Origin of the sequence: Rothia kristinae (assembly GCF_016028855.1) — a bacterium.
GTDB classification, from domain to species: domain Bacteria; phylum Actinomycetota; class Actinomycetes; order Actinomycetales; family Micrococcaceae; genus Rothia; species Rothia kristinae.
The window spans coordinates 1,823,167-1,846,983 of the sequence record NZ_CP065738.1 but is presented as its reverse complement, the minus strand read 5'-3'; the positions used below and the strand labels follow the sequence as shown (position 1 = coordinate 1,846,983).

Here is a 23,817-nt window from a genome sequence, read left to right as displayed (position 1 = left end):
CCGAGGATGCATGGACCGCTCAACTCCAGCCGGTGGGGTCGTCGCGAGTTGTCAAAGGAGTCGTCAGAGAATGGACGCCGGGGCGTCGCGAGCGTCGCGGGTCGGCACACCCGCCCACAGGTTCCGTGGTTACTTGCCGGGTCCGTGGTTACTTGCCGGTTCTCCGGCTGGGAACGGCCACGGCTGCATGTCTGCTGCCCCGAAACGGGCGCGGATGGACCTGCGACCGGCTCAGGTGCGACTGATCGACAGCTCGGCGAGGCTCAGCGGAGGGCGAGCCCAGCAGCGGAGGACCAACGATTCCATAAGAGTGCGCCGTGATGGGCGCGGAAGCGACCAGCCGCCTCCGCGGGCTGCCGGCCGCAGGCCTCCGATCCCGACCAGCAGCACCAGCAGGATCAGGCAGCCCGCTGCGACGCAGTCCATCGGACCCGGGGACGGGCTCGCCGGCGAGCCGCAGTCCGGGCCGCAGCCCGACGCCATGCCCATCCCGGAGGACACGGTCCCCATGGACAAATGGCCGGCGGCCGCGGCCGCCTGCTGGTCACCGACGTTCTTGGTCGAGAACTGGCCGTGGACCACAATGGGAGCGCTGTTCTCCGGGGAATGGCCGGTCGCCATCTCGGCAGCGCCGGCATCGGCGGCGGCGGTGCCCAGTGACGCAGACATCGAGAAATGGTCAGCGGCGCGAGCCGGCGGCTGCAGCATCAGCAGAGCTGCGACGGTGAGGACCGCGAGCACCGGCGAGAAGCGGCGCGCGATGCTCAGGAAACGCTGCACTGCCTTCCCGCCTTCCGCTCGATTCGGTGGCCCCAGAGTGCCGCGGAGCACGCCGTGGCCCCGGACAAGTATTCGGCAAACACCGGCGACATGCCAATCCGACCCGGGAGCTGACCGCCAGACCCCGCTCTGGCCGAGGCCAGGGCGACTGCTGCGAGCACGGCTCCCGCTGCCAGGCCAGCCGGTGCGAGGCCGACGACGCGGCCCGCACCCGCCGGTCGAAAGGCCCCGTGCACAGTCGGGTCGCCGAAGAGAATGCCCTCGGGCGTCAGTGCTGGTCCTCGGGTCCCAGCCCGGCGACGAGGTTGAACGCGCCGGTGAGGATGTTGAGCGCGACGACGCCGACGACGTCGGCGATCGCGCGGTCGCTGTAGCCGAACGCGCGGAGCTGGTCGATCTGCTCGTCGGTGACGGAGGTCGGCTCCCGATAGACCTGCCGCCCGAGCCGGATCATGGCCGAGATGGCGGGATTGCTCGACGTGCCCTGGTGGGCGAGGCTGATCTCCTCCTCGGCGACGCCCAGGGAGCGGGCGGCCGCGACGTGGGCGTCGAGGCACAGGCCGCAGCCCTGCTGCGCCTGCACCGCGATGGAGAGAAGCTCGCTGATTCTCCGGTCGAGCTTGGCGCGGCGCATCGCTCTACTCAGCTGCAGGTAGCCGCCGAGGACGGCCGGGGAGTGGGCCATCGTGGAGACCATGTCGCCCACGGTGCCGTGGCGCTCGACGAGCTCGCCGAGCAGGTCCCGGGACGCGCCGACGGCGGTCTCCGCGGTCAGCGGGGCGAAACGGGGCATGGGTCCTTCTCCTTCGTGTGCGCGGGTGCGCTGCTCGTGAGCCTCAGGAGCGGACGAGGCGGTTGATCGCGTCGGTGGCTTCCTGGATCTTGGCGATCGCCGCGTCGTCGTCGCCGAGCTTGGCGGCGTCGAGGACGCAGTGCTTGAGGTGGGCGTCGAGCAGCCCGGTCGCGACGCCCTGCAGGGCTCGGGTGAGCGCTGAGACCTGGGTGAGGATGTCGATGCAGTACTTCTCGTCGTCGATCATCTTGGCGATGCCGCGGGCCTGGCCCTCGATCCGCTTCATGCGCGTCAGGTAGCGGTCCTTGTCGCTGATGTAGCCGTGATGGTGGGCCGCGGCGGCGGCGACTTCGGTGCCGGGGCTGGCGGTGCCGGTGCTGTCAGTGGTGTCGGTGGTGGTGTCGAGTGTCATGGGCGTGTCCTTCACTTCTGACGCTCCAGGATCGAGCGGGTGCTGGCTTGGGGGGTGAGGTCGATGCGCCGCAGCAGCTGGGCGTTGAGGGCGACGACGACGGTGGACAGCGACATCAGGATCGCGCCGACCGACATCGGCAGCACGAAGCCGACGGGTGCGAGGACGCCGGCCGCCAGCGGGACGGAGATCAGGTTGTACCCGGCGGCCCACCACAGGTTCTGCTTCATCTTCCGGTAGGCGGCCTTCGACAGCTGGGTGACCGACAGAACCGAGCGGGGGTCGGAGCTGGCCAGGATGACGCCGGCGGAGGCGATGGCGACGTCGGTGCCCGCGCCGATGGCGATGCCGACGTCGGCCTGGGCCAGCGCCGGGGCGTCGTTGACGCCGTCGCCGACCATGGCGACCTTCTTGCCCTCGTGCTGCAGCTGGGCGACCTTGGCCGACTTGTCCTCGGGGCGGACGCCGGCGAAGACGCGGTCGATGCCGAGCTCCTGGCCGACCTCGTTCGCCACGGCCTCGGCGTCGCCGGTGATCATGACGACCTCGACACCCAGTTCGTGGAGCGCGTCGACGGCGTCGCGGGACTCCGGGCGGACCTCGTCGGCGAGTTTGAGGCCGCCGATCACCTGCCCGTCGCGCAGGACGTGCAGGATGATCGCGCCCTCGCCGCGCCAGGCTTCTGCGGATTCAGTTTCGTGCTGGCCGGTCTCCTCGAGCAGCCGGGGGCCGCCGACGCGGATCTCGTGGCCGGCCACGGTCGCTGTGACGCCGACGGCGGGCGAGGAGGAGAATCCGGTGGCCTGCTGCAGGGCGAGGCCGCGGTCCTTGGCGGCGGCGACGATGGCCCGGGCGAGCGGGTGCTCGCTGTCGGCCTCGGCCGATGCGGCCAGGGCGAGGACCTGGTTGGCGTCCAGGTCTCCGGTCGGTTCGACGCCGGTGACGGTGGGCTCGCCCCTGGTGAGGGTGCCGGTCTTGTCGAACAGCACGGCATCGACCTGGCGCATGGACTCCAGCGCGAGGCGGTCCTTGACCAGGACGCCGCCGCGAGCGGCGCGCTCGGTGGCGATGGAGACGACCAGCGGGATCGCCAGGCCCAGGGCGTGGGGGCAGGCGATCACGAGCACGGTGATGGTGCGGACCACGGCGTCGTCGGGGGACCCGGCCAGCGTCCAGACGATCGCGGTGATCAGGGCAGCGCCGAGGGCGAACCAGAACAGCCAGGCGGCGGCGCGGTCGGCGATGCGCTGAGCGCGGGAGGAGGAGCCCTGCGCCTCGGCGACGAGCCGGTTGATGCCGGCCAGGGCGGTGTCGTCGCCGGTGGCGGTGATCTCGACCCGCAGGCCGGAGTCGGTGGCCACCGTGCCGGCGGTGACCGGGTCGCCCTCGCCGCGGGCGACGGGCCGGGACTCGCCGGTGATCATCGACTCGTCCATGTCGGCGTGGCCGTCGACGACGGTGCCGTCGGCGGGGACGCTGCCGCCGGGGCGGACGATGACGACGTCGCCGACGCGAAGCTCGGCGGGGTCCACCTTGACGATGTCGTCGCCCTCGACACGCTCGGCCTCGTCGGGCAGCAGGGCGGCAAGCGAGTCGAGCGCGGAGGTGGTCTGGGCCAGGGAGCGCATCTCGATCCAGTGCCCCAGCAGCATGATGACGATCAGCAGCGCCAGCTCCCACCAGAACTCCAGCTCGTGGTGGACGAGCCCGAGGGTGGCGGCCCAGGAGGCGAAGAACGCCACGGTGATCGCCAGCGCGATCAGCAGCATCATCCCCGGCTTGCGGCTCCTCAGCTCGCTCCAGGCACCGGTGAGGAACGGCTTGCCGCCCCAGACGTACATGACGGTGCCGAGCACCGCTGCGACCCACCCCGCCCAGCCGGGCACGGAGTACCCGAGCAGCATGGCGAACATGGGCGAGAGCCCCACCACCGGGGCGGCGATGACGAGGTTGATCCAGAACAGCCGACGGAACTGGCCGACGTGGTCCCCGTGGCCTCCATGACCGCCGTGACCGGCGTGGTCTCCGTGCTGCCCCTGGTGCGCGACGTGGCCTGCGTGCCCCGCGTGCGGATCTTCCCCGTGGCCGGGCGCGGTGGTCGCGACGGCGTGCCCGCTGTGGGCGGGCGCGTCTGCGGTGTCGCCGTGGTGGTGCTGATGCGCGTTCGGGTCTGTCATTGCTGCTTCCCTTGTCCGGGCCCTGCTCTGCGGTGGTGGCCGGCTCAGGAGGCCGGCTTGATCTCGCTCTCGACGACCCACTTGTGGTTGGTCATCTTCATGCCGCCTGCTTCGTAGTCGACCATGTAGACGGTCTCGTCGGTGGAGGAGGCGATGGTGGCCTTCGCGCCCTTCATGCCCTTCATGTGCTCGGCCTCCAGGGTGACTTCGGTGCCGTCGGCCAGCTGCTTGCTGCCGGCGTCCTTGATCTCCTGCTGGACGACCCACTTGTGGTCCTTGACCGGTTCGCCGCCGGTGGTGGGCGTGAAGTTCACCGCGTAGGTGTAGGTGTCGTACGCGCCGACGATCGTGGCCTTCGCGCCGTCCATGCCCATCATGTGGTCGGCGGTGAGGATCACCTGGGTGCCGACCGGGTACTTGGGGGAGGCGGCCTTCTCGATGCCGGCGGGCGCTGGGCCGCCGTCCATCGGGTGCTCCATCGAGGAGTGGTCCATCCCGCCGTCGCTGCTGGCCGGGGAGCTCGTCGAGCTGCTGCCGCCGTGGTGCGGGCCGGCTTTCGAGGGGTCCTGGTCGCCGGAGCTGCAGCCGGTCAGCAGGAGTGCTCCGCCGAGCACTCCTGCTGCGAGGGTCATGGTGAGGCGCTTGCGCATGTGGTCTCCTGTTCGTTGCCTTGTCCATCTCCGACCATATACCCCGGTGGGGTATATCGCAATCCTGCTGGTCCGCCGGAGCGTCTATCCGGGCGCTCCGATCCGGTGCTCGGACTACGCCATGGCGGCGGCGTACTTGGCGGGGTCGGCGTCGAAGGCCGGCCCGCAGCCGGCGCAGCAGAACCAGTAGCGCTGGCCTCGGTAGTCGCGGAAGAGGCCTGCCGCCTCGGCCGCGGTCTTGCTGACCCGGCTGCCGACCATGACGGGGCAGGTGGTCATGTCGTCGCTGCCGCTCAGCAGGTTCTCGCGGCCCTCGGCGTCGACCGCCGGGTTCGCGGCGCTGGAGGTGCTGCAGCAGCTGGCGTGGGCGTGGGAGTCGTTCGTCATCGTCGGATGCCTCTCGTGCGATCAGTTCAGTTCGGGTGGGTGGTTGTGCGGGTCAGTGCGGGGTGACGCTGCGGAATCCGCGCAGGCGGAGGCTGTTGCCGACGACGAAGACGGATGAGAACGCCATCGCCGCGCCCGCGAGCATGGGGTTGAGCATGCCCAGCGCCGCGACCGGGATGGCCGCGACGTTGTAGGCGAAGGCCCAGAACAGGTTGGCCTTGATGGTGCCCAAGGTCCGGCGGGACAGCCGGATCGCGTCGACGGCGGCCCGCAGGTCCCCGCGCACCAGAGTGATGTCGGAGGCCTCGATGGCGACGTCGGTGCCGGTGCCCATCGCCAGACCCAGATCGGCCTGGGCGAGGGCGGGGGCGTCGTTGACGCCGTCGCCGACCATCGCGACGACCTTGCCTTCGCCCTGGAGGCGGGCGACGACGTCGACCTTGTCCTTGGGCAGGACCTCGGCGATGACCTGGTCGATGCCGACCTCGGCGGCGATCCGCTTCGCGACGGCCTCGTTGTCTCCGGTGAGCAGCACCGGGGTCAGGCCCAGGCCCTTCAGGCCCTGGATCGCCTCGGCGCTGGTGGGCTTGACCGTGTCGGCCACGACGAGGACGCCGCGGGCCTGCCCGTCCCAGCCGACGGCGACGACGGTCTTGCCCTCGGCCTCGGCTGCGGCCTTGGCGGCGGCGACGTCAGGGGAGAGGTGCTGGGACCAGTCGGCCAGCAGGGACTCCCGGCCGACGAGCACGGCGTGGCCGTCGACGACGCCCTGCACGCCCTTGCCCTCGACGTTGGCGAAGTCCTCCGGCGTCGGGAGCTGGCCGGTCTCCTGGACCGCGCCCTTGGCGACGGCCTGGGCGATCGGGTGCTCGGAGGCGTCCTCCAGGGCCCCGGCCAGGCGGAGCAGCTCGGCGCGGTCGGTGCCGGCCTCGGCGATCACGTCGACCAGGGTCATCCTGCCGGTGGTGACGGTGCCGGTCTTGTCCAGCACGACGGTGTCGACCTTGCGGGTGGATTCGAGGACCTCGGGGCCCTTGATCAGGATGCCCAGCTGCGCGCCGCGGCCGGTGCCGACCAGCAGTGCGGTCGGGGTGGCGAGGCCCAGGGCGCAGGGGCAGGCGATGACGAGGACCGCGACCGCGGCGGTGAACGCCGTCGAGACGCCGGCCCCGGAGATCAGCCACGCCGCCAGGGCGACGAGCGCGATGGCGATGACGATCGGGACGAACACTCCGGAGATCCTGTCGGCCAGCCGCTGGACAGCGGCCTTGCCGGACTGGGCGTCCTCGACCAGCTTGGCCATCTGCGCCAGCTGGGTGTCCGAGCCGACGCGGGTCGCCCGGACGACGAGCCGGCCGCCGGCGTTCACGGTGGCCCCGGTGACCGGGTCGCCTTCGCCGACCTCGACAGGCACGGATTCGCCGGTGAGCATGGAGGCGTCCACCGCGGAGCTGCCGGAGACGACCGTCCCGTCGGTGGCGATCTTCTCGCCGGGCCGGACGACGAACTCGTCGCCGACGGCCAGTTCGGAGGTCGGGATCTTGATCTCGGTCCCGTCCCGCAGCACCGAGACCTCCTTCGCGCCGAGCTCGAGCAAGGCGCGTAGCGCGGCACCGGCCTGGCGCTTGGAGCGCTTCTCGAAGTAGCGGCCGGCGAGGATGAACATCGTCACCCCGGCGGCCGCCTCGAGGTAGATGTTGCTCGCGCCGTCGGAGCGGGCCAGGGCGAACTCGAACGGGTGCTTCATGCCCGGCATGCCGGCGTGTCCGAGGAACAGGGCGTAGAGCGACCACAGGAACGCCGCCGAGGTGCCCATCGAGACGAGCGTGTCCATCGTCGCGGTGCCGTGCTTGAGGTTGGTCCATGCGGCCTTGTGGAACGGCCAGCCCGCCCAGACGATCACCGGCGCGGCCAGGGTCAGCGAGGCCCACTGCCAGTAGGTGAACTGCAGGGCAGGGATCATCGCCATCGCGATCACCGGCACGGTGAGCACGATCGACCCGATCAGCCTCTGCCTCAGAGAGATCAGCTCAGGGTCGGCGTCCGCGCCTCCGTCGGAGGCGTCATCGGTCTTCGCGTCCGGGGGCTCGGGCAGGGCGGCGGTGTAGCCGGTCTTCTCGACCTCGGCGACCAGCAGCTGCGGGTCGTAGCCCGCGGGCACGGTGACCTTGGCCTTCTCTGTGGCGTAGTTGACCGACGCGGTGACGCCGTCGAGCCTGTTGAGCTTGCGCTCAATCCGGTTCGCGCACGAGGCGCACGTCATCCCGCCGATCTCCAGCTCGATGCCGGCGTCCGTGCTGAGCGGCGCTGGTGCAGTCATCCTCTGCGTCCTTTCTTCTCCGGGCTTTGAGACGTCCGGTTCGTGCGCAGGGGCGGTCATGTCGCCGATGCGGTCAGTGGTGCGCGCTCCGCCCCCGCCGCCGTCGGGGTCGACGGGGAGCGTGAGCCGCGCTGGTGGTGGTGTCGTCAGGCGCGCACGGCCGTGTAGCCGGCCTCCTCGACGGCGGCCAGGACCTTCGCGTCGTCGATCTCGCCGGAGCCCGACACGACGAGCTTGCCGGTCTGCGCGCTGACCTCGACGTCCTCGACGCCGGGGATCCCGCTGACCTCCTCGCGGACCGACATCTCGCAGTGCCCGCAGGTCATGCCCGTCACCTGGTACTCGTTCGCAGCCATCGAATGCCTCCTCAGCAGAGATACCCCCAGTGGGTACCGCGTACGAGTAACCGTATACCCCTGCCGGGTATTCCCGCAACGCGGGGGGTGCGCCTCGCCGACGGATCCTCCCTTGGAGACGGGATACGCCACCGGGGTATGCTGTGCAGCGTGGAGACCGCGACCGACGAACCCCGCCGCAGCCGGCACCGGCTGCAGCTCCTCGTCCTCGCGGCCCTGCTGATCGCCGGCCTCCTCGGAATGCACTCGCTGGCCAACGGTGCCGGGGCCACGGCCATGAGCGCCCCCATGGCCTCGATGAAGCATTCCGCCCCGGCGACGCCAGCTCTGACCGCAGAGGCGGCCGTCGCCCCCTCGTCGTCGACGTCCGGATCGCATGGCATGGTCCACGGCTCCGGCGGCTGCGCGGGTGCCATGAGCAGCGGCTCAGGCTCCACCTGCGTCCCCGGGCCGACCGGCAAGAGCATCCCCGTCCTTCCGGCCCCGCTCGCCGCGACCCTGCCCGAGCTCGGCCGCGCGCCCGAGCCGGTGCCGCCTCTCCAGACGCCCCGCCGATTAGCGCTGTCGCACCTGGAACTGTCGATCTATCGAACGTGAGCAGCGGGGAGCGCCCCCCAGCGGCGCTCCTGCCCATCGGGGCATGCCCATGCGCCTGCCCTGCATCTGCGACGGCATCGCGCCCAGATGGCGCTGACCCCTCTCCCGAGAGCCCTCGAGCCTGCGCATCCGATCACCCGTGGTCGTCGAGCGCGTCCAGGCCGATGCCCGTGGCACCGCTCACCATCGACACAGAAGGACACCGTTCAACCATGCACACCGACCTGAACCGCCGCCAGTTCCTCGCCGCCGGCGCACTGACCCTCACCGCCGCAGGCCTCGCCGGCTGCACCTCCACCAGCAAGACGACCTCGTTCGTCGGGCCCGACAGCGCCGCCGTCGAGAAGGCCGAATCCAAGCGCCGCCGCACCGGCACAACCGTGCAGCGTGCGCTGACCGCCGAGCCGACCACCGTGGACCTGGCCGGGAAGGAGGCGAAGACCTGGGCGTTCACCGGCGCGTCGGCGACCGAGCCGATCCGCGGCAACATCGGCGACACCCTGAAGGTCGCCCTGACCAACGATCTACCCGACCCGACCACCGTGCACTGGCACGGCCTGGCACTGCGCAACGACATGGACGGCGTGCCGAACCTGACGCAGAAGCCGGTCGAGCCAGGCGGCGCGTTCTCCTACGAGTTCGTGCTCCCGCACGCCGGGACCTACTGGTTCCACCCGCACGTCGGCGTCCAGCAGGACCGCGGCCTGTACGCCCCGCTGATCATCGACGACCCGAACGAGAAGGGCGACTACGACCAGGAGTGGATCATCGTCCTGGACGACTGGCTCGACGGCGTCATCGCGACGCCCGACCAGGTGATGAAGGAACTCGGCAAGGGCATGATGGACCACGGCGGAATGGACATGGGGCCGATGCGGATGGGCAACACCCTGATGGGGGCGACCTCGCCGCTGCTCGGCGGCGACGCCGGCGACGTCTACTATCCGCTCTACCTGATCAACGGCAGGCCAGCGGCCGACCCGGAGACCTTCACCGCGAAGCCGGGCCAGAAGATCAGACTGCGGATCATCAACGCCGGCGGCGACACCGCCTTCCGGTTCGGCGTCGCCGAGCACCCGCTCACCATCACCCACACCGACGGCTACCCGATCCAGCCGTTCGAGGCCGAGAGCGTCGTGCTCGGCATGGGCGAGCGCTACGACGCCGTCATCACCGCCGGCGACGGCGCGTTCGCCGTCGTCGCCGAGGCCCTTGGGAAGCAGGACCAGGCCGTCGCCGTCCTGCGCACCGGATCCGGCAGCGCCCCGGCCAAGGACGCGAAGCTCCCGCAGACGAAGGCTCCCGCCACCGCGGCCGACCTCAAGGCCATCGATGCGGTCGCCCTGCCCCAGCGCGCCGCCGACCGCACACTCGTCCTCGAGCTGACCGGGGGCATGGAGAAGTACGACTGGGCGATCAACGGCAAGCGCATGGACATGGAGCAGCCCATGCGCGACGCCCTCGGCCTCAAGGAGGGCGAGCGCGTCGCGCTGGAGTTCAAGAACTCGACCAAGATGTGGCATCCGATGCACCTGCACGGCCACACCTACCAGCATCCCGGAGGCGGGCCCCGCAAGGACACCTCGATCGTCCTGCCCGGCAAGACGCTCCGCGTCGAGTTCGACGCCGACAACCCCGGCCGGTGGCTCAGCCACTGCCACAACGTCTACCACGGGGAAGCCGGCATGATGACGACGATCGCCTACCAGCAGGGCTGAACTCCGGCCGGACGTTTCTGGGTAGGACCAGTCATCAGCGGCGGGGCCGCGTGCTCTGTGGTTGCACGGCCCCGCCGCCGTTGCCGTACCGCTCGCTAGTGTGCATCGCGGATGCGAGACAGCAGCGCGACCGTTCTTTGACTGCTTTCGCGTCCCATCGAAGATGCAGCGTCGACAATGGCAGGTTTCGGCGGTGCTCCGAAGACGCGTCTCGAAGACATCTCCTTGACGGGACGAGACGAGGCCCCCGCAGTCATGCGGGGGCCTCGGTCTCAGAACTATGTCTCACTGCCCCTGTCTCAACAAGCACCTTTACGAGACTTGATCGGCGTCGAGCTCACCGCCACAGGTCCAGCGACTCCCAGCCGTCGGGGACGCCGATCGATCCGACCGTCAGGGCGTGCGACGCTGGGAACGCTTCGAGCAGCTCGGCTAGCCGGCGAGGCCACCCGGACTCCGGGGCGACCGTGAGCAGGAGGTAGGCGATCACGGCCAGCGCGTTGTAGGTGCCGAAGTCCTTCTTCGGCGCTTCCGGCGCACGGAGGTGATCGAGCATCGACACCAGCCCTGAAGCAGGACGCGACGGCGCGTTCTGAAGCTTCCGATTGAACAGCCGCGAGTGGTGGGCCGCCACGTTGCGCACGTAGTTGAGGCTGGCGAGCCAGCTGGCCATGAGCTTCTTCCTCGGGACGCCGAACGCGAGGGCGAGCTCTTCGGCATCCGGCTGGAGCATTCCCCTGTACAGGCTCGACAGCTGTCCGAGCTCGAGGAGCTCGGTGAGGGCCCAGACCGGCATGCGATCGTCGTACTTCTCCCGGAAGTGCGCGACGAACTGCTCGTCGGACCCGTCCCGCCGATCCTTGACGCGCTGCAGCCACTTCACGTGCGAGCTGGGCTGCGGATCGCGGCTGTCCGTGCCCGCCTTCGTGAACGAGTCGTCGAAGGCCGCCGGGTCCTCATGGGCGAACGCGGAGGACCTGCCGAGGACGTACCCCGCCTGCATCCGCACCGCGACCTCGATGCGCTCGACGCCTTCCATGACCAGCATCCGCAGTCGGCGGTCGAAGTCGATGATCGTCTCGGCATGGTGAAGCGCGGTGCCGGGCAGATACCTGTTCAGTACCCGAGTTCGCTCGCGACCGTCGTCGGTGTACTCCTCGGCCTCGAGGAAGGGGTACAGGTAGCCGGTGAGTCGGTAGTAGCCGATCGACTGCAGCAGTCGGAGCGCTCGTTCTGGGTCGTCGACCGCGAGGCCGCGGTCGATCAGCCGCTCGACCTGCTGGTCGAGCGGAAGCCACTCCTTCGTGTACTCGACCACGAGCTTCCTTCAGATAGAAAATCAGCCCGCGCCTTGCGGCAACGGGCTGATCGTGATGACTCGACTCTAGCACGGGGAGCCGACGACGGGCTCCTACGAACCGGCCTGCGCCGCCCGGTGGCGATAGTAGGTGGCCTTCGACCAGCCCACCGTCTTTGCGGCCTCGACCACGCCCAGGCCTTCCGAGTCGATGAGGTGCTGGACGGTCCTCAGGTTCCTAGTGTCACGCGTCTGAACTTGTTTGACGAGTTGGGTGGGGCGATTGTAGTTCAGCGGTTACTGTATCGTTCAGTGCATGCTGACTCTTGCTTCCCGCTTAGACGCCATGCAGCGTCTGGGCCGGGCGATGGCCGACCCCACGCGTTCACGGATCCTTCTGTCGCTTCTGGCGTGCCCCGCGCATCCGGCAGAGCTCGCCAACGCGCTAGACCTGACGCGCTCGAATGTGTCGAACCACCTGGGTTGCCTGCGGGACTGCGGGATCGTGGTCGCCACCCATGAGGGCCGCCAGGCCCTTTACGAGATCGCTGACCCCCACCTCGCACGTGCGCTCACCGAGCTGGTCGAGGTCAAGCTGGCCGTCGACGCGGACGCCCCCTGCCTCGACGTCGCCTGCGAGGTGCCTGGTTGCCACGACGGCAGGTCCGGCGCATGACGGCCGCGGCGCTGCTCCAAGCGATCGGGCTCTTCATCGCGACCAACATCGACGACATCATCGTGCTCTCGCTCTTCTTCGCCCGAGGTGCCGGACGCCCCGGGACGACCGCGAAGATCTTGGCCGGGCAATACCTTGGCTTCGTCGGGATCCTCGCCGCCGCACTCGTGGTGACCTTGGGGGCGGGGTGGGCGCTGCCAGAGGAGGCGATTCCCTACTTTGGGCTCATCCCCCTCGCGCTGGGTCTCTGGGCTGCGTGGGAGGTCTACCGCGGCGAGGGCGACGACGATGATGCCGCCGTGTCAGGTAAGAGCGTTGCCGTGGCGACCGTCGCCGGCGTCACCTTCGCCAACGGTGGGGACAACATCGGCGTTTACGTCCCGGTCTTCCTCAACATCAGTACTCCCGCTGTCATCACCTTCTGCATCGTTTTCCTCGTGCTCGTGGCAGTGCTGGTGGCCACCGCCAAGTTCGTCGCCACGCGTCGACCCATCGCCGAGGTCCTCGAACGGCGGGAGCACATCCTCTTCCCCATCGTCCTGATCGGACTGGGCGTCGCAATCCTCGTCGGCGGCGGCGCGTTCGGTCTCTGATGTCACGCGCCTGAACTGGTTTGACGGGTGGCGTGGGGCAGGATTTCCTCGGCGGTCTTGGTCCAGATGAATGGGTGGCAGCGCTCGTTCCAGCCGTCGATGAAGGTGCTGATCGCTGTGACGAGTTGCTTGACGCTGTCGAAGGAGCCGCGGCGGATGGCCTGTCGGGTGATGATCCCGAAGAAAACCTCGACGAGGTTGAGCCAGGACCCGCTGGTCGGGGTGAAGTGCAACGTGATCCGCGGGTGCTTGGCCAGCCACTGCTTGATGTCCTCGTGCTTGTGGGTGTGGTAGTTGTCCAGGACCACGTGCAGCTCCCGGCGCGGGTAAGCCCTGGCGACCTTCTTGAGGAAGTCGAGGAACTCGGCCTTACCGTGCCGGTCGTAGCACTGGTCGGTCACCGCACCGGTGGCTACCTCGATAGCGGCGAACAGCGTGGTGGTGCCATTGCGCTTGTAGTCGTGGGTCGCCTTCTCCGGCAAGCCTGGTCGCAGCGGCAGGATCGGCGCGGTCCGGTTCAAGGCCTGGATCTGGGACTTCTCATCCACGCACAGCACGACCGCCTTCTCCGGTGGGTTCAGGTACAGCCCGACCACGTCGCGGACCTTGGCCTCCAGCTCCGGGTCTGTGGAGAACTTGAACGTCTCCCGCCGCCATGGCTTGACCCCGTACTTGCGCCAGGCACGGGCGACGGTGGCATCCCCGATCCCCAAGTGCCTGCCCAGCAACCGCGAGGACCAATGCGTCACCCCGAGTTTGGCCGGTGGCGGCTCGAGCGTGGTGGCGATGATCACGGCATCATCGATGCGTTTCGGTCGGCCCGAACGCTCCTCGTCCTCGAGGCCAGCGAGCCCGTCGACGGCGAACCGGTCACGCCACTTGATCACAGTCGGACGCGAGACCCCGACATGCCGCGCCACTGCCGAGGTGCCCGTCCCCGCCGCGACGGCCAGCACGATCCGCGCACGCTGCGCACGTCCCGCCGGCAACGTCCGCGACCGTGTCCACGAGGTCAGGGTCGCACGGTCCTCTTCGCTGATCTCCAGCACAGGTGACGGCATATGCCATCATCCCATACTGTCAACGAATTGATGACGCGCGACACTAGCAACCACCGCGGACGCACTGGAAGTCCCCCTGGGTGTGCTACATGACCGGATCCGCGGACTTACCGCTCGAGGAGCGGGCCCGCCTGCGAAGGACCGCCGATGGCGCGTCACGGTACGCCGACTGGCCGCGGGCCTGTCATGCTGGACCTCGAGACCAACTCACTGTTCCCGCCCATCATCCTCCCGAAAGCAAGGAAGCACCCATGACCACTCGCACCCGCGGGTTCGCCGCGCTGGCCCTGCTGCCCCTCGCGCTGAGCGCCTGTGGAGGCGGCGACGACGCCACCGACACCAGCAGCTCGGCGTCGGCCAGCGCCTCCCCGAGTATGTCCGCGAGACCGGCGGCAGCGTCCGCGAGCGCGACACCCGCCGAGGCCCCCACCACCGCCGCGACCGAGTCTGCACCGGTGGCTCCGGAGACCACGGAGGCTGTCGCCACCGAACCCGCTCAAGCTGCGGAGGCTCCAGATCCAGAGCAGGTTCAGACGCAGCAGTCGGCGGCCGCGACGGTGCAGTCCTACTTCGCCAACGGCGGCGGATGCATCGCGGACGTCTGGAAGGAGGACGCGGCACCGTACTCGCCGGAGCTGGCGGAGCAGGTCTATGCCTACTGCTCGGCGAACCGACTGGGCGACTGGGCCAGCGGCGTCGACCCCCGCGACCCCGCCAACCTCGGGAACCCCGAGGACCACACACCCGACGCGGAGGAACCAACCATCCCCCGCGCGTACTGCGAGAACCTGGATCACGACACCGCCACCTCCGGGGAGATCCAGAGCTGCTACATGGAATACGGCCTATAGTCTGCCGCGCTATTCCCCTATCGAGCGGCGTCCGGGTCCTCAGCGCACGTCGACGGCGGCGATGCGCTCGCGGATCAGGTCCTTCACGGCCTCGGCGTCGTCGGGCAGGTCCACCACGTGCCGCGGGGCCTCCATGATCCCGGCGAAGCGCTCGGGGATCTGCGGATCCCGGCCGATGGCCTCGCGGATGGTGTCCGCGAACTTCACCGGCAGGGCCGTCTCCAGGCAGACGATGGGCGTGTCCACCTGATCGCGGTGCCGCCGGGCCACGGTCACGCCGTCCGCGGTGTGCGGGTCCATGAGCACCCCCAGCCGCTCGTGGGCGTCCCGGATGGTCGAGACCCGATCCGCGTGGGTGGAGCGCCCGGAGAGGAAGCCGAAGCGGCCTGCGGCGTCCTCGAACTCCTCGGTGCCGGCCAGGCTGAACCCGCCGCGGCGCACCTGGGTGCCGAACAGATCCGAGGTGCGAGCCGCATCCCGGCCCAGCAGGTCGAAGACGAACCGCTCGAAGTTCGACGCCCGGGAGATGTCCATGGACGGGCTGGAGGTCTCGGCGGTCTCCGCGGCGGAGCGCACCCGGTAGTTCCCGGTGCGGAAGAACTCATCGAGCACGTCGTTCTCGTTGGTGGCCACGATCAGCCGGTCGATCGGCAGCCCCATCTGCCGAGCGATGTGCCCCGCGCAGATGTCCCCGAAGTTCCCGGTGGGCACGCAGAAGCTCACCCGCTGGTCCTCCGCGGTGGTCACCCGCAGCCAGGAGGAGACGTAGTAGACGATCTGGGCGAGCAGCCGGGCCCAGTTGATGGAGTTGACCGCGCCGATGCGGTGCTTCCTCTTGAACGCCGCATCCGCGGAGATCGCCTTGACGAGGTCCTGGCAGTCGTCGAACACCCCGTCCACGGCGACGTTGACGATGTTCGGGTCATCCAGCCCGAACATCTGGGCCTGCTGGAACGGGGTCATCCGCCCCCTCGGGGTCAGCATGAACACCCGGATGCCCTCGCGCCCGCGCATCGCGTATTCCGCGGAGGACCCGGTGTCCCCGCTGGTGGCCCCCAGGATGTTCAGGGTCTCCCCGCGCCGGGCCAGCTCGTATTCGAACAGCTCGCCGAGCAGCTGCATCGCCATATCCTTGAACGCCGCGGTGGGTCCCTCGGAGACGTGAGCCAGGTGCAGACCGTCCTCCAGCGGGGTGACGGGCACGATCTGCGGGTCGGCGAACTTCTCCGGGGCGTAGGCCCGCTCGGCCATCCGCCGCAGATCCTCCGCGGGGATGTCGTCCACGAACAGCTCCATGATCTGCGCGGCGAGCGCGGCGTAGCCCTCTTCTGCCAGCAGGGTGCGCCAGGAGCGCAGGGTGGAGGCGTCCAGCTGCGGGTAGCGCACCGGCAGGTACAGGCCGCCGTCCGGGGCCAGTCCGCGCAGCAGGATGTCGGTGAAGGACGCGGGGGCCGCCTCGGGGTCGCGGGTGGAGAGGTAATCCATGCCCACCATGGTATCGGCCGGCCCGCGGCCGCACGGCCCTAGAGTGGGAGGTGAGCGTCGGGCGAGTCCCGCCGCGCATCCTGTCTGAGCGTATGAAGGAGCCCCCATGTCCCGGTCCCCCAAAGAGCTGCACGGCGAGATCATGTACCGCAACGAGGTCTTCCAGACGGGGCTCATGGCGGGCCTGCTGGACGGGATCTACGACGGGGAGATGACCGTGGGCGAGCTGCTGGGCCACGGCAACTTCGGTCTGGGCACCTTCGACGGGCTGGACGGGGAGATGATCGTGCTGGACGGCACCGCCTACCAGATGCGCCACGACGGCTCCGTGCAGGAGGCCGCCCTGTCCCAGCGGACCCCCTACGCCGTGGTCACCAACTTCGTGCCCACCATCCGCCGGGATCTGCCGCGGGACCTGCTGCGGGCCACCGCCTCGCAGATCCTGGACGACCTCACGGTGTCGAAGAACTACATGTACGCGCTGAAGATCCGCGGCTCCTTCGAGTGGGTGCGCACCCGCACGGTGATCAAGCAGTCCAAGCCGTACCCGAAGATGGTCGATGCCACGGACAACGAGGACATCGTGCAGTTCGACGACCTCATCGGCACGATCGTGGCCTTCCGCACCCCGATCTACGAGCAGGGCATCTCGGTGCCGGGCTGCCACGCCCACTTCATCGACTCCACCCGCCAGGTGGGCGGGCACGTGATCGACTTCAAGCTGAAGGAGGCGCGGGTGGGGATCTGCCCCGGCACGGAGCTGCGCCTGCACCTGCCGGTGACCCCGGAGTTCTCCGCGGCGGATCTGTCCCCGGAGGATCTGGCGGATCAGATCTCCCGGGCGGAGAAGCACTGAGCCCGACCGCGGGCCCTCACCGGGTCAGCGGCCCGTAGAACAGGTTCTCGTAGATCCCGCGGGCCCGGCGGGTCAGGCGCAGGTAGTCCTCCTCCAGCACCCGGGCCCCGCCCTCGGCGCAGCCGACCCAGCGGGCGATGGCCTCCAGGTCCCGGCGCGCGGTCGGCAGGGAATCCGAGGCGCGCCCGGTGCGCAGCACGACGCCGCCGCGCACGCGCGTGGCCAGCAGCCACGCGGATTCCAGCACGTGGACGTCCTCCGCGCCGATCAGCCCGAGGGGCACGGCCGCGCGCAGGGCCCGCAGCGTGCTGGTGGTGCGCAGCTCGGGGTGCTCGTGGGCGTGGCGCAGCTGCAGCAGCTGCACGAGCCACTCGACGTCGGACAGCCCGCCCCGGCCGAGCTTGAGCTGACGGGTCGGATCCGCCCCGCGGGGCATCCGCTCGGCCTCCACGCGGGCCTTCATCCGCCGGATCTCCTGGATCCGGCGCGGCGGCAGCTCGGCGGGGTACCGGTAGGGGTCGATGATCCGCACGAAGGCCTCGGCGACCTCGTCGGAGCCGGCCAGGGGGCGGGCGCGCAGCAGCGCTTGGTGCTCCCAGGTGTCGGACCAGCGGGCGTAGTACTCGGCGTAGGAGTCCAGGGAGCGGACCATCGGCCCGGAGCGGCCCTCCGGGCGCAGGTCCGCGTCGATGACCAGGGTCCGCTCCGCGCGGATCGCCGGCTCCACCGGTCCCTTGAGCAGCTGCACGGTGCGGGTCACCAGCCGCTCGGCCTGGCGCAGGGCCTCCTGCTCCCCGGCGCCGTCGCGGGCGCGGTGGACGTACATGACGTCGGCGTCCGAGCCGTAGCCGATCTCCGCGCCCCCCTGCCGACCCATCCCGATGATGACGACATCGGTGAGCACCGGCTCGCCCTGCTCCTCGTACAGCTCCCGCTCGGCCACGTGCAGGGCGCCCAGGATCGCGGCCTGGTCGGCGTCGGACAGGCCCCGCATGATCTGCTCGGCGTCCAGGACCCCGGTGCACTCCCCCATCGCGGTGCGCAGCATCTCCCGGCGCCGGATCAGGCGCACCGCGCGCACGGCCTCCTGGGCGTCCCGGTGCCGGGAGACCTTGGCCCGGATCTCGGTCCACAGCTCCTCCAGCGTCTCCGGGCGCAGCTGCTCGTCCTTGTCCAGCCAGGCGATGGCCTCCGGCTCCACCTCGATGAGGTCCGTGGCGAAGCGGGAGGAGGAGAGGATCTCGCACAGCCGCTGCGCGGCGGTCGCGGAGTCCCGCAGCATCTTCAGGTACCAGGGGGTCTGTCCGAGCTCCTCGGAGACGCGGCGGAAGTTCAGCAGCCCGGCGTCCGGGTCCACCCCGCGGGCGAACCAGCCCAGCAGCACCGGCAGGACGGTCTTCTGGATCTCCGCCCGGCGGCTGACCCCGCGGGTCAGCGCCTCGATGTGGCGCATGGCCCCCTGCGGGTCCAGGTAGCCCAGGGCGGCCAGCCGGTCCCGGGCGGCGTCGGGCCTCAGGGCTACCTCCGCGGCGGACAGGTGGGCGACGGCGGCCAGCAGCGGCCGGAAGAACAGGGCCTCGTGCAGCCCGCGCACGCTGCGCTTGGCTTCGCGCCACCGGGTCAGCAGCTCCTCGGCGGTGGTGCGGGTGCGCTCCTGCGGGGCCTGCATGGCCCGGGCCACGGCCAGCTGCTCCCGCTCCCGGGCGGGCATCAGGTGCGTGCGGCGCAGCTGGCGCAGCTGCACCCGGTGCTCCAGCAGGCGCAGCCAGCGGTAGCGGTCGGCGAAGGCCCGGGCGTCCTCCCGGGAGATGTAGGAGCGCTCGGCCAGGGCGCGCAGGGATTCCAGGGTGCCGCGGGTGCGCACCTGCTCATCGGTGCGCCCGTGCACCAGCTGCAGCAGCTGCACGGTGAACTCCACGTCCCGCAGCCCGCCGATCCCGAGCTTGATCTGCCGCTCCCGCTCGGCCTCGGGGATGTGGTCGCTGACCCGCCGGCGCATGGCCTGCACGGAGCCGACGAAGCCCTCCCGACTGGATGCCTCCCACACGAACGGAGTCACGGCCTCCAGGTACTGCCGCCCCAGTTGCGGGTCCCCGGCGATCGGGCGGGCCTTGAGCAGGGCCTGGAACTCCCAGTTCTCGGCCCAGCGGCGGCAGTAGGCGCGGTGGGAGTCCACGGTGCGCACCAGCGGGCCGTCCTTGCCCTCGGGGCGCAGGTTGGCGTCCACCTCCCACAGGGCCGGCTCCGGGCCGACGCCGTGGATCACCTGGGTCAGGGCCCGCACCAGCTCCTCACCCAGTCGCACGAGCCGCTGCTCCTCCAGCGGCTGCGCATCGTCGGCGTCGTCGGCCCCGTCGGCCTCGTCCGGGTCCGGTTGGGCGGGTCCGACGGCGTAGATCACGTCCACGTCGGAGATGTAGTTCAGCTCCCGCGCCCCGCACTTGCCCATCCCGATCACGGCCAGCGCCACCCGGGAGACCTCGGGGTAGGTCTGGGCGATCTCGGCGCGGGCCACGGCCAGGGCGGCTTCCAGCGCGGCCCCGGCCAGGTCGGCCAGGCACGCCGCGATCCGCTCGAGCTCGGCGAGGGGGTCCTCGGCGAGCAGGTCCGCGACGGCGATGCGGGTCAGCGCCGCCCGGTAGGCGGTGCGCAGGGCCAGCTGAGCCTGCTCCCCGGTGGTCTCGGCCACGGGCATCCGGTGGTCGGGATCGGCCCCCACGCAGCGCAGCAGGTCCTCCCGGTACTGCCGGGCCATCTCCTGACCGCGGACCTCGGGCAGGCGCTGCGGGTCCCCGGTGAGCAGGTCCAGGTGCTCGGGGCGGCGCAGCAGGAAGTCCCCGAGCGCCTCGGAGGCGCCGAGCACCCGGTACAGGGCGGGCGCCGCACTGCCGCGGTCCACGGCCTCGGCCAGTCCGGCGGGGTGATCCCCGAGCAGGCGCACCAGGGACTTCAGGGCCGCGTCCGGGGAGGGGCTCAGCCGCAGGCCCTCCAGCAGCGCCTCCCGATCGATGCCCTCCAGCTCGCGGGCCTGCAGCCAGCGCTGGGCGCCGGTGAGGTCCTCGAAGCCGATGCCGGCCAGGCGGGTCTTGCCGGAGGCCGCGTGCGTCATCTGGATCCTTTCTGGCGGGTCGGACGGGGACGGGCTCAGAGCAGGCCCAGGTTGTACTTCAGCTCGTAGGGGGTGACCTCGCGGCGGTAGGCCGTCCAGTCCTCCTGCTTGTTGCGCAGGAACTGGCGGAAGACCTGCTCGCCAAGCACCTCGGCCATGAACTCGGAGTCCTCGGTCTGGCGGATCGCGTCGTGCAGGGAGGCCGGCAGCGGGTCGTGTCCGAGGCTGGCCCGCTCGCGGGCGGTCATGGAGGCGACGTCGTCGGACTCGGCCATCGGCAGCTCGTACTCCTCCTCGATGCCCTTCAGACCCGCGGCCAGCACGACGGCGTAGCCGAGGTAGGGGTTCACCGCCGAGTCCAGGCCGCGGTACTCGATGCGCGCGGACTGCATCTTGTTCGGCTTGTACAGCGGCACCCGGACCAGGGCGGAACGGTTGTTGTGGCCCCAGGACAGGTAGGAGGGGGCCTCCCCGCCGCCCCACAGGCGCTTGTAGGAGTTCACGAACTGGTTGGTCACGGACGTGAACTCCGGGGCGTGGCGCAGCACCCCGGCGATGAAGTGCCGGGCGGTGCGGGAGAGCTGGTACTCGGCTCCGGCCTCGAAGAAGGCGTTGGAGTCCCCCTCGAACAGGGAGAAGTGGGTGTGCATCCCGGAGCCGGGGTGATCGGTGAACGGCTTGGGCATGAAGGTCGCGTAGATGCCCTGGGTGTGGGCGACCTCCTTGATCACGGAGCGGAAGGTCATGATGTTGTCCGCGGTCTGCAGGGCGTCGGCGTGGCGCAGGTCGATCTCGTTCTGCCCGGGGCCGCCCTCGTGGTGACTGAACTCCACGGAGATCCCCACGGATTCCAGCATGGTCACGGCCCGGCGTCGGAAATCCTGGACCACCCCGCCGTAGACGTGGTCGAAGTAGCCCTCCCGGTCCACCGGCTCGGGGAAGCCGTCCGCGTTCAGCTCGGGGGACTTCAGGAGGTAGAACTCCACCTCCGGGGCGGTGTAGCAGGTGAAGCCCATGTCCCCGGCCTTGGCCAGGATCCGCTTGAGCACCCCGCGGGAATCCGCGGCGGAGGGCTCGCCGTCCGGGGTGAGGATGTCGCAGAACATCCGGGAGGTGGGCTCCTGCTCTCCCCGCCAGGGCAGCAGCTGGAAGGTGGAGGGATCCGGCTGCAGGAGCATGTCCGATTCGGAGACCCGGGACAGGCCCTCGATGGAGGAGCCGTCGAAGCCCAGGCCCTCCTCGAAGGCGCCCTCCACCTCGGCCGGGGCCAGGGCCACGGACTTGAGGGTGCCGACGACGTCGGTGAACCACATCCGCACGAAGCGCACGTCCCGCTCCTCGATGGTGCGCAGCACGAATTCCTGTTGGCGGTCCATGGGTGCCTCCTTGGGGCTGGGTCGGGCGGGGCGGCGCGCGGGGGCCGTCTGCCCCCACTGTATCCGCACCCCGCTCTGCTTCGGGTCGGCCTGCCCGCGTGCCGCCCGGGCACTAGGATGGCAGGCCATGAGCACGTACCTGTCCTCCGAGGACGACTCCCCCGCCGCCCCCTCCGGTCCCGCCAACGGCCTGGAGGGCGTCTCCCGCATCCGCACGGTGCATCTGCGCCGGTGCAAGGAGGAGGGCACGCGGTTCTCCATGCTGACCAGCTATGACGCGATGACCGCCCGGATCTTCGACGAGGCCGGGGTGGAGGTGCTGCTGGTCGGGGACTCCGCGGCCAACACGGTGCTGGGGCTGGAGTCGACCACGCAGCTGCGGATGGAGGACTTCCTGCCGTTCGTGCGGGCGGTCTCCCGCACGGCGCGGAGGGCGATGGTCGTGGCGGATCTGCCCTTCGGCACCTACGAGGCCTCCCCCGCGCAGGCGGTGGAGGCCGCGGTGCGCCTGGTCCGCGAGGGCGGGGCGCACGCGGTGAAGATGGAGGGCGGGGCCTTCTACGCGGAGCATGTCCGGGCGATGGTCCAGGCGGGGGTTCCGGTGATGGCCCACCTGGGCTTCACCCCGCAGTCGGAGCACGTGCTGGGCGGTTTCCGGGTGCAGGGCCGCAACGCGCAGGCTGAGGGGCTGGTGGTGGATGCCCGCAGGCTGGAGGAGGCCGGGGCCTTCGCGGTGCTGCTGGAGATGACCGCGGCCCCGGCGGCGGCCGCGGTGGAGGCGGCGCTGAGCGTGCCGACCGTCGGCATCGGCGCGGGGGCTGAGACCACGGGGCAGGTGCTGGTGTGGCAGGACATGGCCGGTCTGACCACTGGGCGGACCCCCCGCTTCGTGAAGCGCTACGCGGACCTGCGCACGGCGCTGACCGCGGCGGCCCGCGATTACCGGGCGGAGGTCGTCCAGGGCGTGTTCCCGGGGCCTGAGCAGACCTTCCAGGACTAAGGCTGCGGGTTCACCCGCGCAGCAGCTCGGCGGGGCGCACCCGGCTGACAGACCCGACGGCGGGCGTTCAGCCCGTCCGAGGCGCCGATGAGGGGCTCAGCCCTCGCGCCACTCCCGGTCCGCCTCATCCCAGGCCTCATTGCGCTGCTCGGCCTTCTCCAGGGCGCGGCTGGCCTCGGCATAGCTGGCGTAGGGTCCGATCAGCTTGCGGTAGTCCGAGGAGGCCGGATGCTCCACCTCGCGGGTGTAGGTGTTGAACCAGTACTGCTGGTCCTCGGGCAGTTCAGCGGCGTCGTTCAGCGCCATGGGGTGCCTCCTCGCGGGGTCGTCTCGATCCGGCTCTGCGGGGCCGGTGGCCTAGAGTTGATGATATGTCTGCACCCTCCGAAGCCACCACCGGACACAACATCCCCACCGAACCCGGGAAGGCCCCGCTCGGGGCCCTGACCCCCGGCGTCGTCGGACCCGTGCGGACGGTGCCCTCCTGGATCCCGCGACCCGAGTACGTCGGCAAGCCCACCGCCCGGGAGGGCCAGGGCTCGGACTTCTACACCCCGGAGGAGGTGGAGCTGATCCGCGCGGCCGGGAAGATCGCCGCCGGCGCCATCGTCGCCGCCGAGGCCCACTGCGTGCCGGGAACCACCACCGATGAGATCGACGCGGTGGTCCACGAGTACATCTGCGACCACGCCGCCTACCCCTCCACCCTGGGCTACCGGAACTACTGGAAGTCCGTGTGCACCTCCCTGAACGAGGTCATCTGCCACGGCATCCCGGACTCCACCGTCCTGGAGGACGGGGACATCATCAACCTGGACGTCACCGCGTACAAGGACGGCATGCACGGGGACACCAACCGCACCCTGCTGGTCGGGGACGTGGACGAAGAGTCCCGCCTGCTCGTGGAGCACACCGAGGAGGCCCTGCGCCGGGCCATGAAGGCCGTGAAGCCGGGCCGGGAGATCAACGTGATCGGGCGGGTCATCGAGAAGTACGCCGCCCGCTTCGGCTACGGGGTGGTCCGGGACTTCACCGGGCACGGGGTGGGCCGGGAGTTCCACTCCGGGCTGATCATCCCCCACTACGACGCCGCCCCCGCCTATGACACCGTGATCCAGGAGGGCATGGTCTTCACCATCGAGCCCATGCTCAACCTCGGGACGATCTCCTGGGACATGTGGGAGGACGACTGGACCGTCGTGACGAAGGACCGCAGGCGCTCCGCGCAGTTCGAGCACACCATGGTGGTCACCGCCGACGGCGTGGACGTCCTCACCCTCCCCTGAGCGCACCGACCCCGCCCGGTCCCGCCGCAGGGGCCGG

General features: G+C 70.3%; 22 protein-coding genes. 8 read left to right on the top strand and 14 right to left on the bottom strand.

Annotated elements, in window-relative coordinates:
• Positions 1-231: 231 nt before the first annotated feature.
• From I6G21_RS08140 to I6G21_RS08105, 8 genes are all read right to left on the bottom strand, one after another.
• Positions 232-780 (bottom strand): hypothetical protein, encoded by a 549-nt coding sequence (locus tag I6G21_RS08140; protein WP_038566122.1) that lies wholly within the window; start codon positions 778-780, stop codon positions 232-234.
• A gap of 268 nt (positions 781-1,048) precedes the next feature.
• Positions 1,049-1,573: a carboxymuconolactone decarboxylase family protein gene (locus tag I6G21_RS08135; protein ID WP_038566125.1), complete on the bottom strand. Its 525-nt coding sequence runs from the start codon at positions 1,571-1,573 to the stop codon at positions 1,049-1,051.
• A gap of 43 nt (positions 1,574-1,616) precedes the next feature.
• A complete protein-coding gene (locus I6G21_RS08130; protein WP_171969963.1) occupies positions 1,617-1,985 on the bottom strand; it encodes a metal-sensitive transcriptional regulator in 369 nt (122 codons plus the stop codon).
• Positions 1,986-1,996: 11 nt separating this feature from the next.
• Positions 1,997-4,162: a heavy metal translocating P-type ATPase gene (locus I6G21_RS08125; protein ID WP_038566131.1), complete on the bottom strand. Its 2,166-nt coding sequence runs from the start codon at positions 4,160-4,162 to the stop codon at positions 1,997-1,999.
• Between the two features lie 44 nt (positions 4,163-4,206).
• Complete coding sequence (locus I6G21_RS08120) at positions 4,207-4,812, bottom strand: YdhK family protein (RefSeq protein ID WP_006944980.1); 606 nt, start codon at positions 4,810-4,812, stop codon at positions 4,207-4,209.
• A 114-nt stretch (positions 4,813-4,926) separates the two neighbouring features.
• The gene (locus tag I6G21_RS08115) at positions 4,927-5,199 is read right to left on the bottom strand and encodes a YHS domain-containing protein (protein WP_006944982.1); all 273 of its coding nucleotides are present in this window, start codon (positions 5,197-5,199) and stop codon (positions 4,927-4,929) included.
• Between the two features lie 52 nt (positions 5,200-5,251).
• Positions 5,252-7,519 carry a heavy metal translocating P-type ATPase gene (locus I6G21_RS08110; RefSeq protein WP_038566134.1) on the bottom strand — a complete coding sequence of 756 codons (2,268 nt, stop codon included), beginning with the start codon at positions 7,517-7,519 and terminating at the stop codon, positions 5,252-5,254.
• Positions 7,520-7,665: 146 nt separating this feature from the next.
• Positions 7,666-7,875 carry a heavy-metal-associated domain-containing protein gene (locus I6G21_RS08105; RefSeq protein WP_006944934.1) on the bottom strand — a complete coding sequence of 70 codons (210 nt, stop codon included), beginning with the start codon at positions 7,873-7,875 and terminating at the stop codon, positions 7,666-7,668.
• Between the two features lie 150 nt (positions 7,876-8,025).
• Between I6G21_RS08105 and I6G21_RS08100 the strand changes: the two genes are divergently transcribed.
• Both I6G21_RS08100 and I6G21_RS08095 read left to right on the top strand, forming a co-directional pair.
• Positions 8,026-8,472 carry a DUF6153 family protein gene (locus I6G21_RS08100; protein ID WP_129358159.1) on the top strand — a complete coding sequence of 149 codons (447 nt, stop codon included), beginning with the start codon at positions 8,026-8,028 and terminating at the stop codon, positions 8,470-8,472.
• Positions 8,473-8,684: 212 nt separating this feature from the next.
• Complete coding sequence (locus tag I6G21_RS08095; RefSeq protein ID WP_058731094.1) at positions 8,685-10,190, top strand: multicopper oxidase family protein; 1,506 nt, start codon at positions 8,685-8,687, stop codon at positions 10,188-10,190.
• Positions 10,191-10,527: 337 nt separating this feature from the next.
• On the opposite strand, the gene I6G21_RS08090 is transcribed toward I6G21_RS08095, so the two are convergent.
• Positions 10,528-11,508: an Abi family protein gene (locus I6G21_RS08090; RefSeq protein WP_038566154.1), complete on the bottom strand. Its 981-nt coding sequence runs from the start codon at positions 11,506-11,508 to the stop codon at positions 10,528-10,530.
• A gap of 295 nt (positions 11,509-11,803) precedes the next feature.
• Here I6G21_RS08090 and cmtR point away from each other — a divergent pair, with 295 nt between their 5' ends.
• Together cmtR and I6G21_RS08080 are read left to right on the top strand one after the other, a co-directional pair.
• Positions 11,804-12,163: a Cd(II)/Pb(II)-sensing metalloregulatory transcriptional regulator CmtR gene (gene cmtR, locus I6G21_RS08085; RefSeq protein WP_006947315.1), complete on the top strand. Its 360-nt coding sequence runs from the start codon at positions 11,804-11,806 to the stop codon at positions 12,161-12,163.
• A complete protein-coding gene (locus I6G21_RS08080; protein WP_006947316.1) occupies positions 12,160-12,756 on the top strand; it encodes a cadmium resistance transporter in 597 nt (198 codons plus the stop codon). The genes cmtR and I6G21_RS08080 overlap by 4 nt, the downstream gene beginning before the upstream one ends.
• 2 nt (positions 12,757-12,758) lie before the next feature.
• Here I6G21_RS08080 and I6G21_RS08075 read toward each other — a convergent pair whose 3' ends face one another.
• Positions 12,759-13,817 carry an IS630 family transposase gene (locus tag I6G21_RS08075; RefSeq protein WP_006947314.1) on the bottom strand — a complete coding sequence of 353 codons (1,059 nt, stop codon included), beginning with the start codon at positions 13,815-13,817 and terminating at the stop codon, positions 12,759-12,761.
• 251 nt (positions 13,818-14,068) lie between these two features.
• Between I6G21_RS08075 and I6G21_RS08070 the strand changes: the two genes are divergently transcribed.
• The gene (locus tag I6G21_RS08070; protein WP_058731776.1) at positions 14,069-14,668 is read left to right on the top strand and encodes a hypothetical protein; all 600 of its coding nucleotides are present in this window, start codon (positions 14,069-14,071) and stop codon (positions 14,666-14,668) included.
• 39 nt (positions 14,669-14,707) lie between these two features.
• Here the strand turns inward: I6G21_RS08070 and thrC are convergent, their stop codons facing one another.
• Positions 14,708-16,153: a threonine synthase gene (gene thrC, locus I6G21_RS08065; RefSeq protein ID WP_058731775.1), complete on the bottom strand. Its 1,446-nt coding sequence runs from the start codon at positions 16,151-16,153 to the stop codon at positions 14,708-14,710.
• A gap of 106 nt (positions 16,154-16,259) precedes the next feature.
• On the opposite strand from thrC, the gene budA reads away from it, so the two are divergent.
• Positions 16,260-17,009, top strand: coding sequence for an acetolactate decarboxylase (gene budA, locus I6G21_RS08060; RefSeq protein ID WP_129358116.1), 750 nt, complete (start codon positions 16,260-16,262; stop codon positions 17,007-17,009).
• 16 nt (positions 17,010-17,025) lie between these two features.
• On the opposite strand, the gene I6G21_RS08055 is transcribed toward budA, so the two are convergent.
• Both I6G21_RS08055 and I6G21_RS08050 read right to left on the bottom strand, forming a co-directional pair.
• A complete protein-coding gene (locus tag I6G21_RS08055) occupies positions 17,026-20,118 on the bottom strand; it encodes a bifunctional [glutamine synthetase] adenylyltransferase/[glutamine synthetase]-adenylyl-L-tyrosine phosphorylase (protein ID WP_058731773.1) in 3,093 nt (1,030 codons plus the stop codon).
• Positions 20,119-20,153: 35 nt separating this feature from the next.
• Complete coding sequence (locus I6G21_RS08050; protein ID WP_058731772.1) at positions 20,154-21,494, bottom strand: glutamine synthetase family protein; 1,341 nt, start codon at positions 21,492-21,494, stop codon at positions 20,154-20,156.
• Between the two features lie 127 nt (positions 21,495-21,621).
• Between I6G21_RS08050 and panB the strand changes: the two genes are divergently transcribed.
• Positions 21,622-22,494: a 3-methyl-2-oxobutanoate hydroxymethyltransferase gene (gene panB / locus I6G21_RS08045; RefSeq protein ID WP_129358117.1), complete on the top strand. Its 873-nt coding sequence runs from the start codon at positions 21,622-21,624 to the stop codon at positions 22,492-22,494.
• A 96-nt stretch (positions 22,495-22,590) separates the two neighbouring features.
• On the opposite strand, the gene I6G21_RS08040 is transcribed toward panB, so the two are convergent.
• On the bottom strand, positions 22,591-22,800 hold the full coding sequence (locus tag I6G21_RS08040) for an SPOR domain-containing protein (RefSeq protein WP_058731770.1): 210 nt from the start codon (positions 22,798-22,800) through the stop codon (positions 22,591-22,593).
• 65 nt (positions 22,801-22,865) lie between these two features.
• Between I6G21_RS08040 and map the strand changes: the two genes are divergently transcribed.
• Entirely contained in the window at positions 22,866-23,780 is a 915-nt protein-coding gene (gene map / locus I6G21_RS08035; protein ID WP_129358118.1) for a type I methionyl aminopeptidase, read from the top strand.
• Positions 23,781-23,817 lie beyond the last annotated feature (37 nt).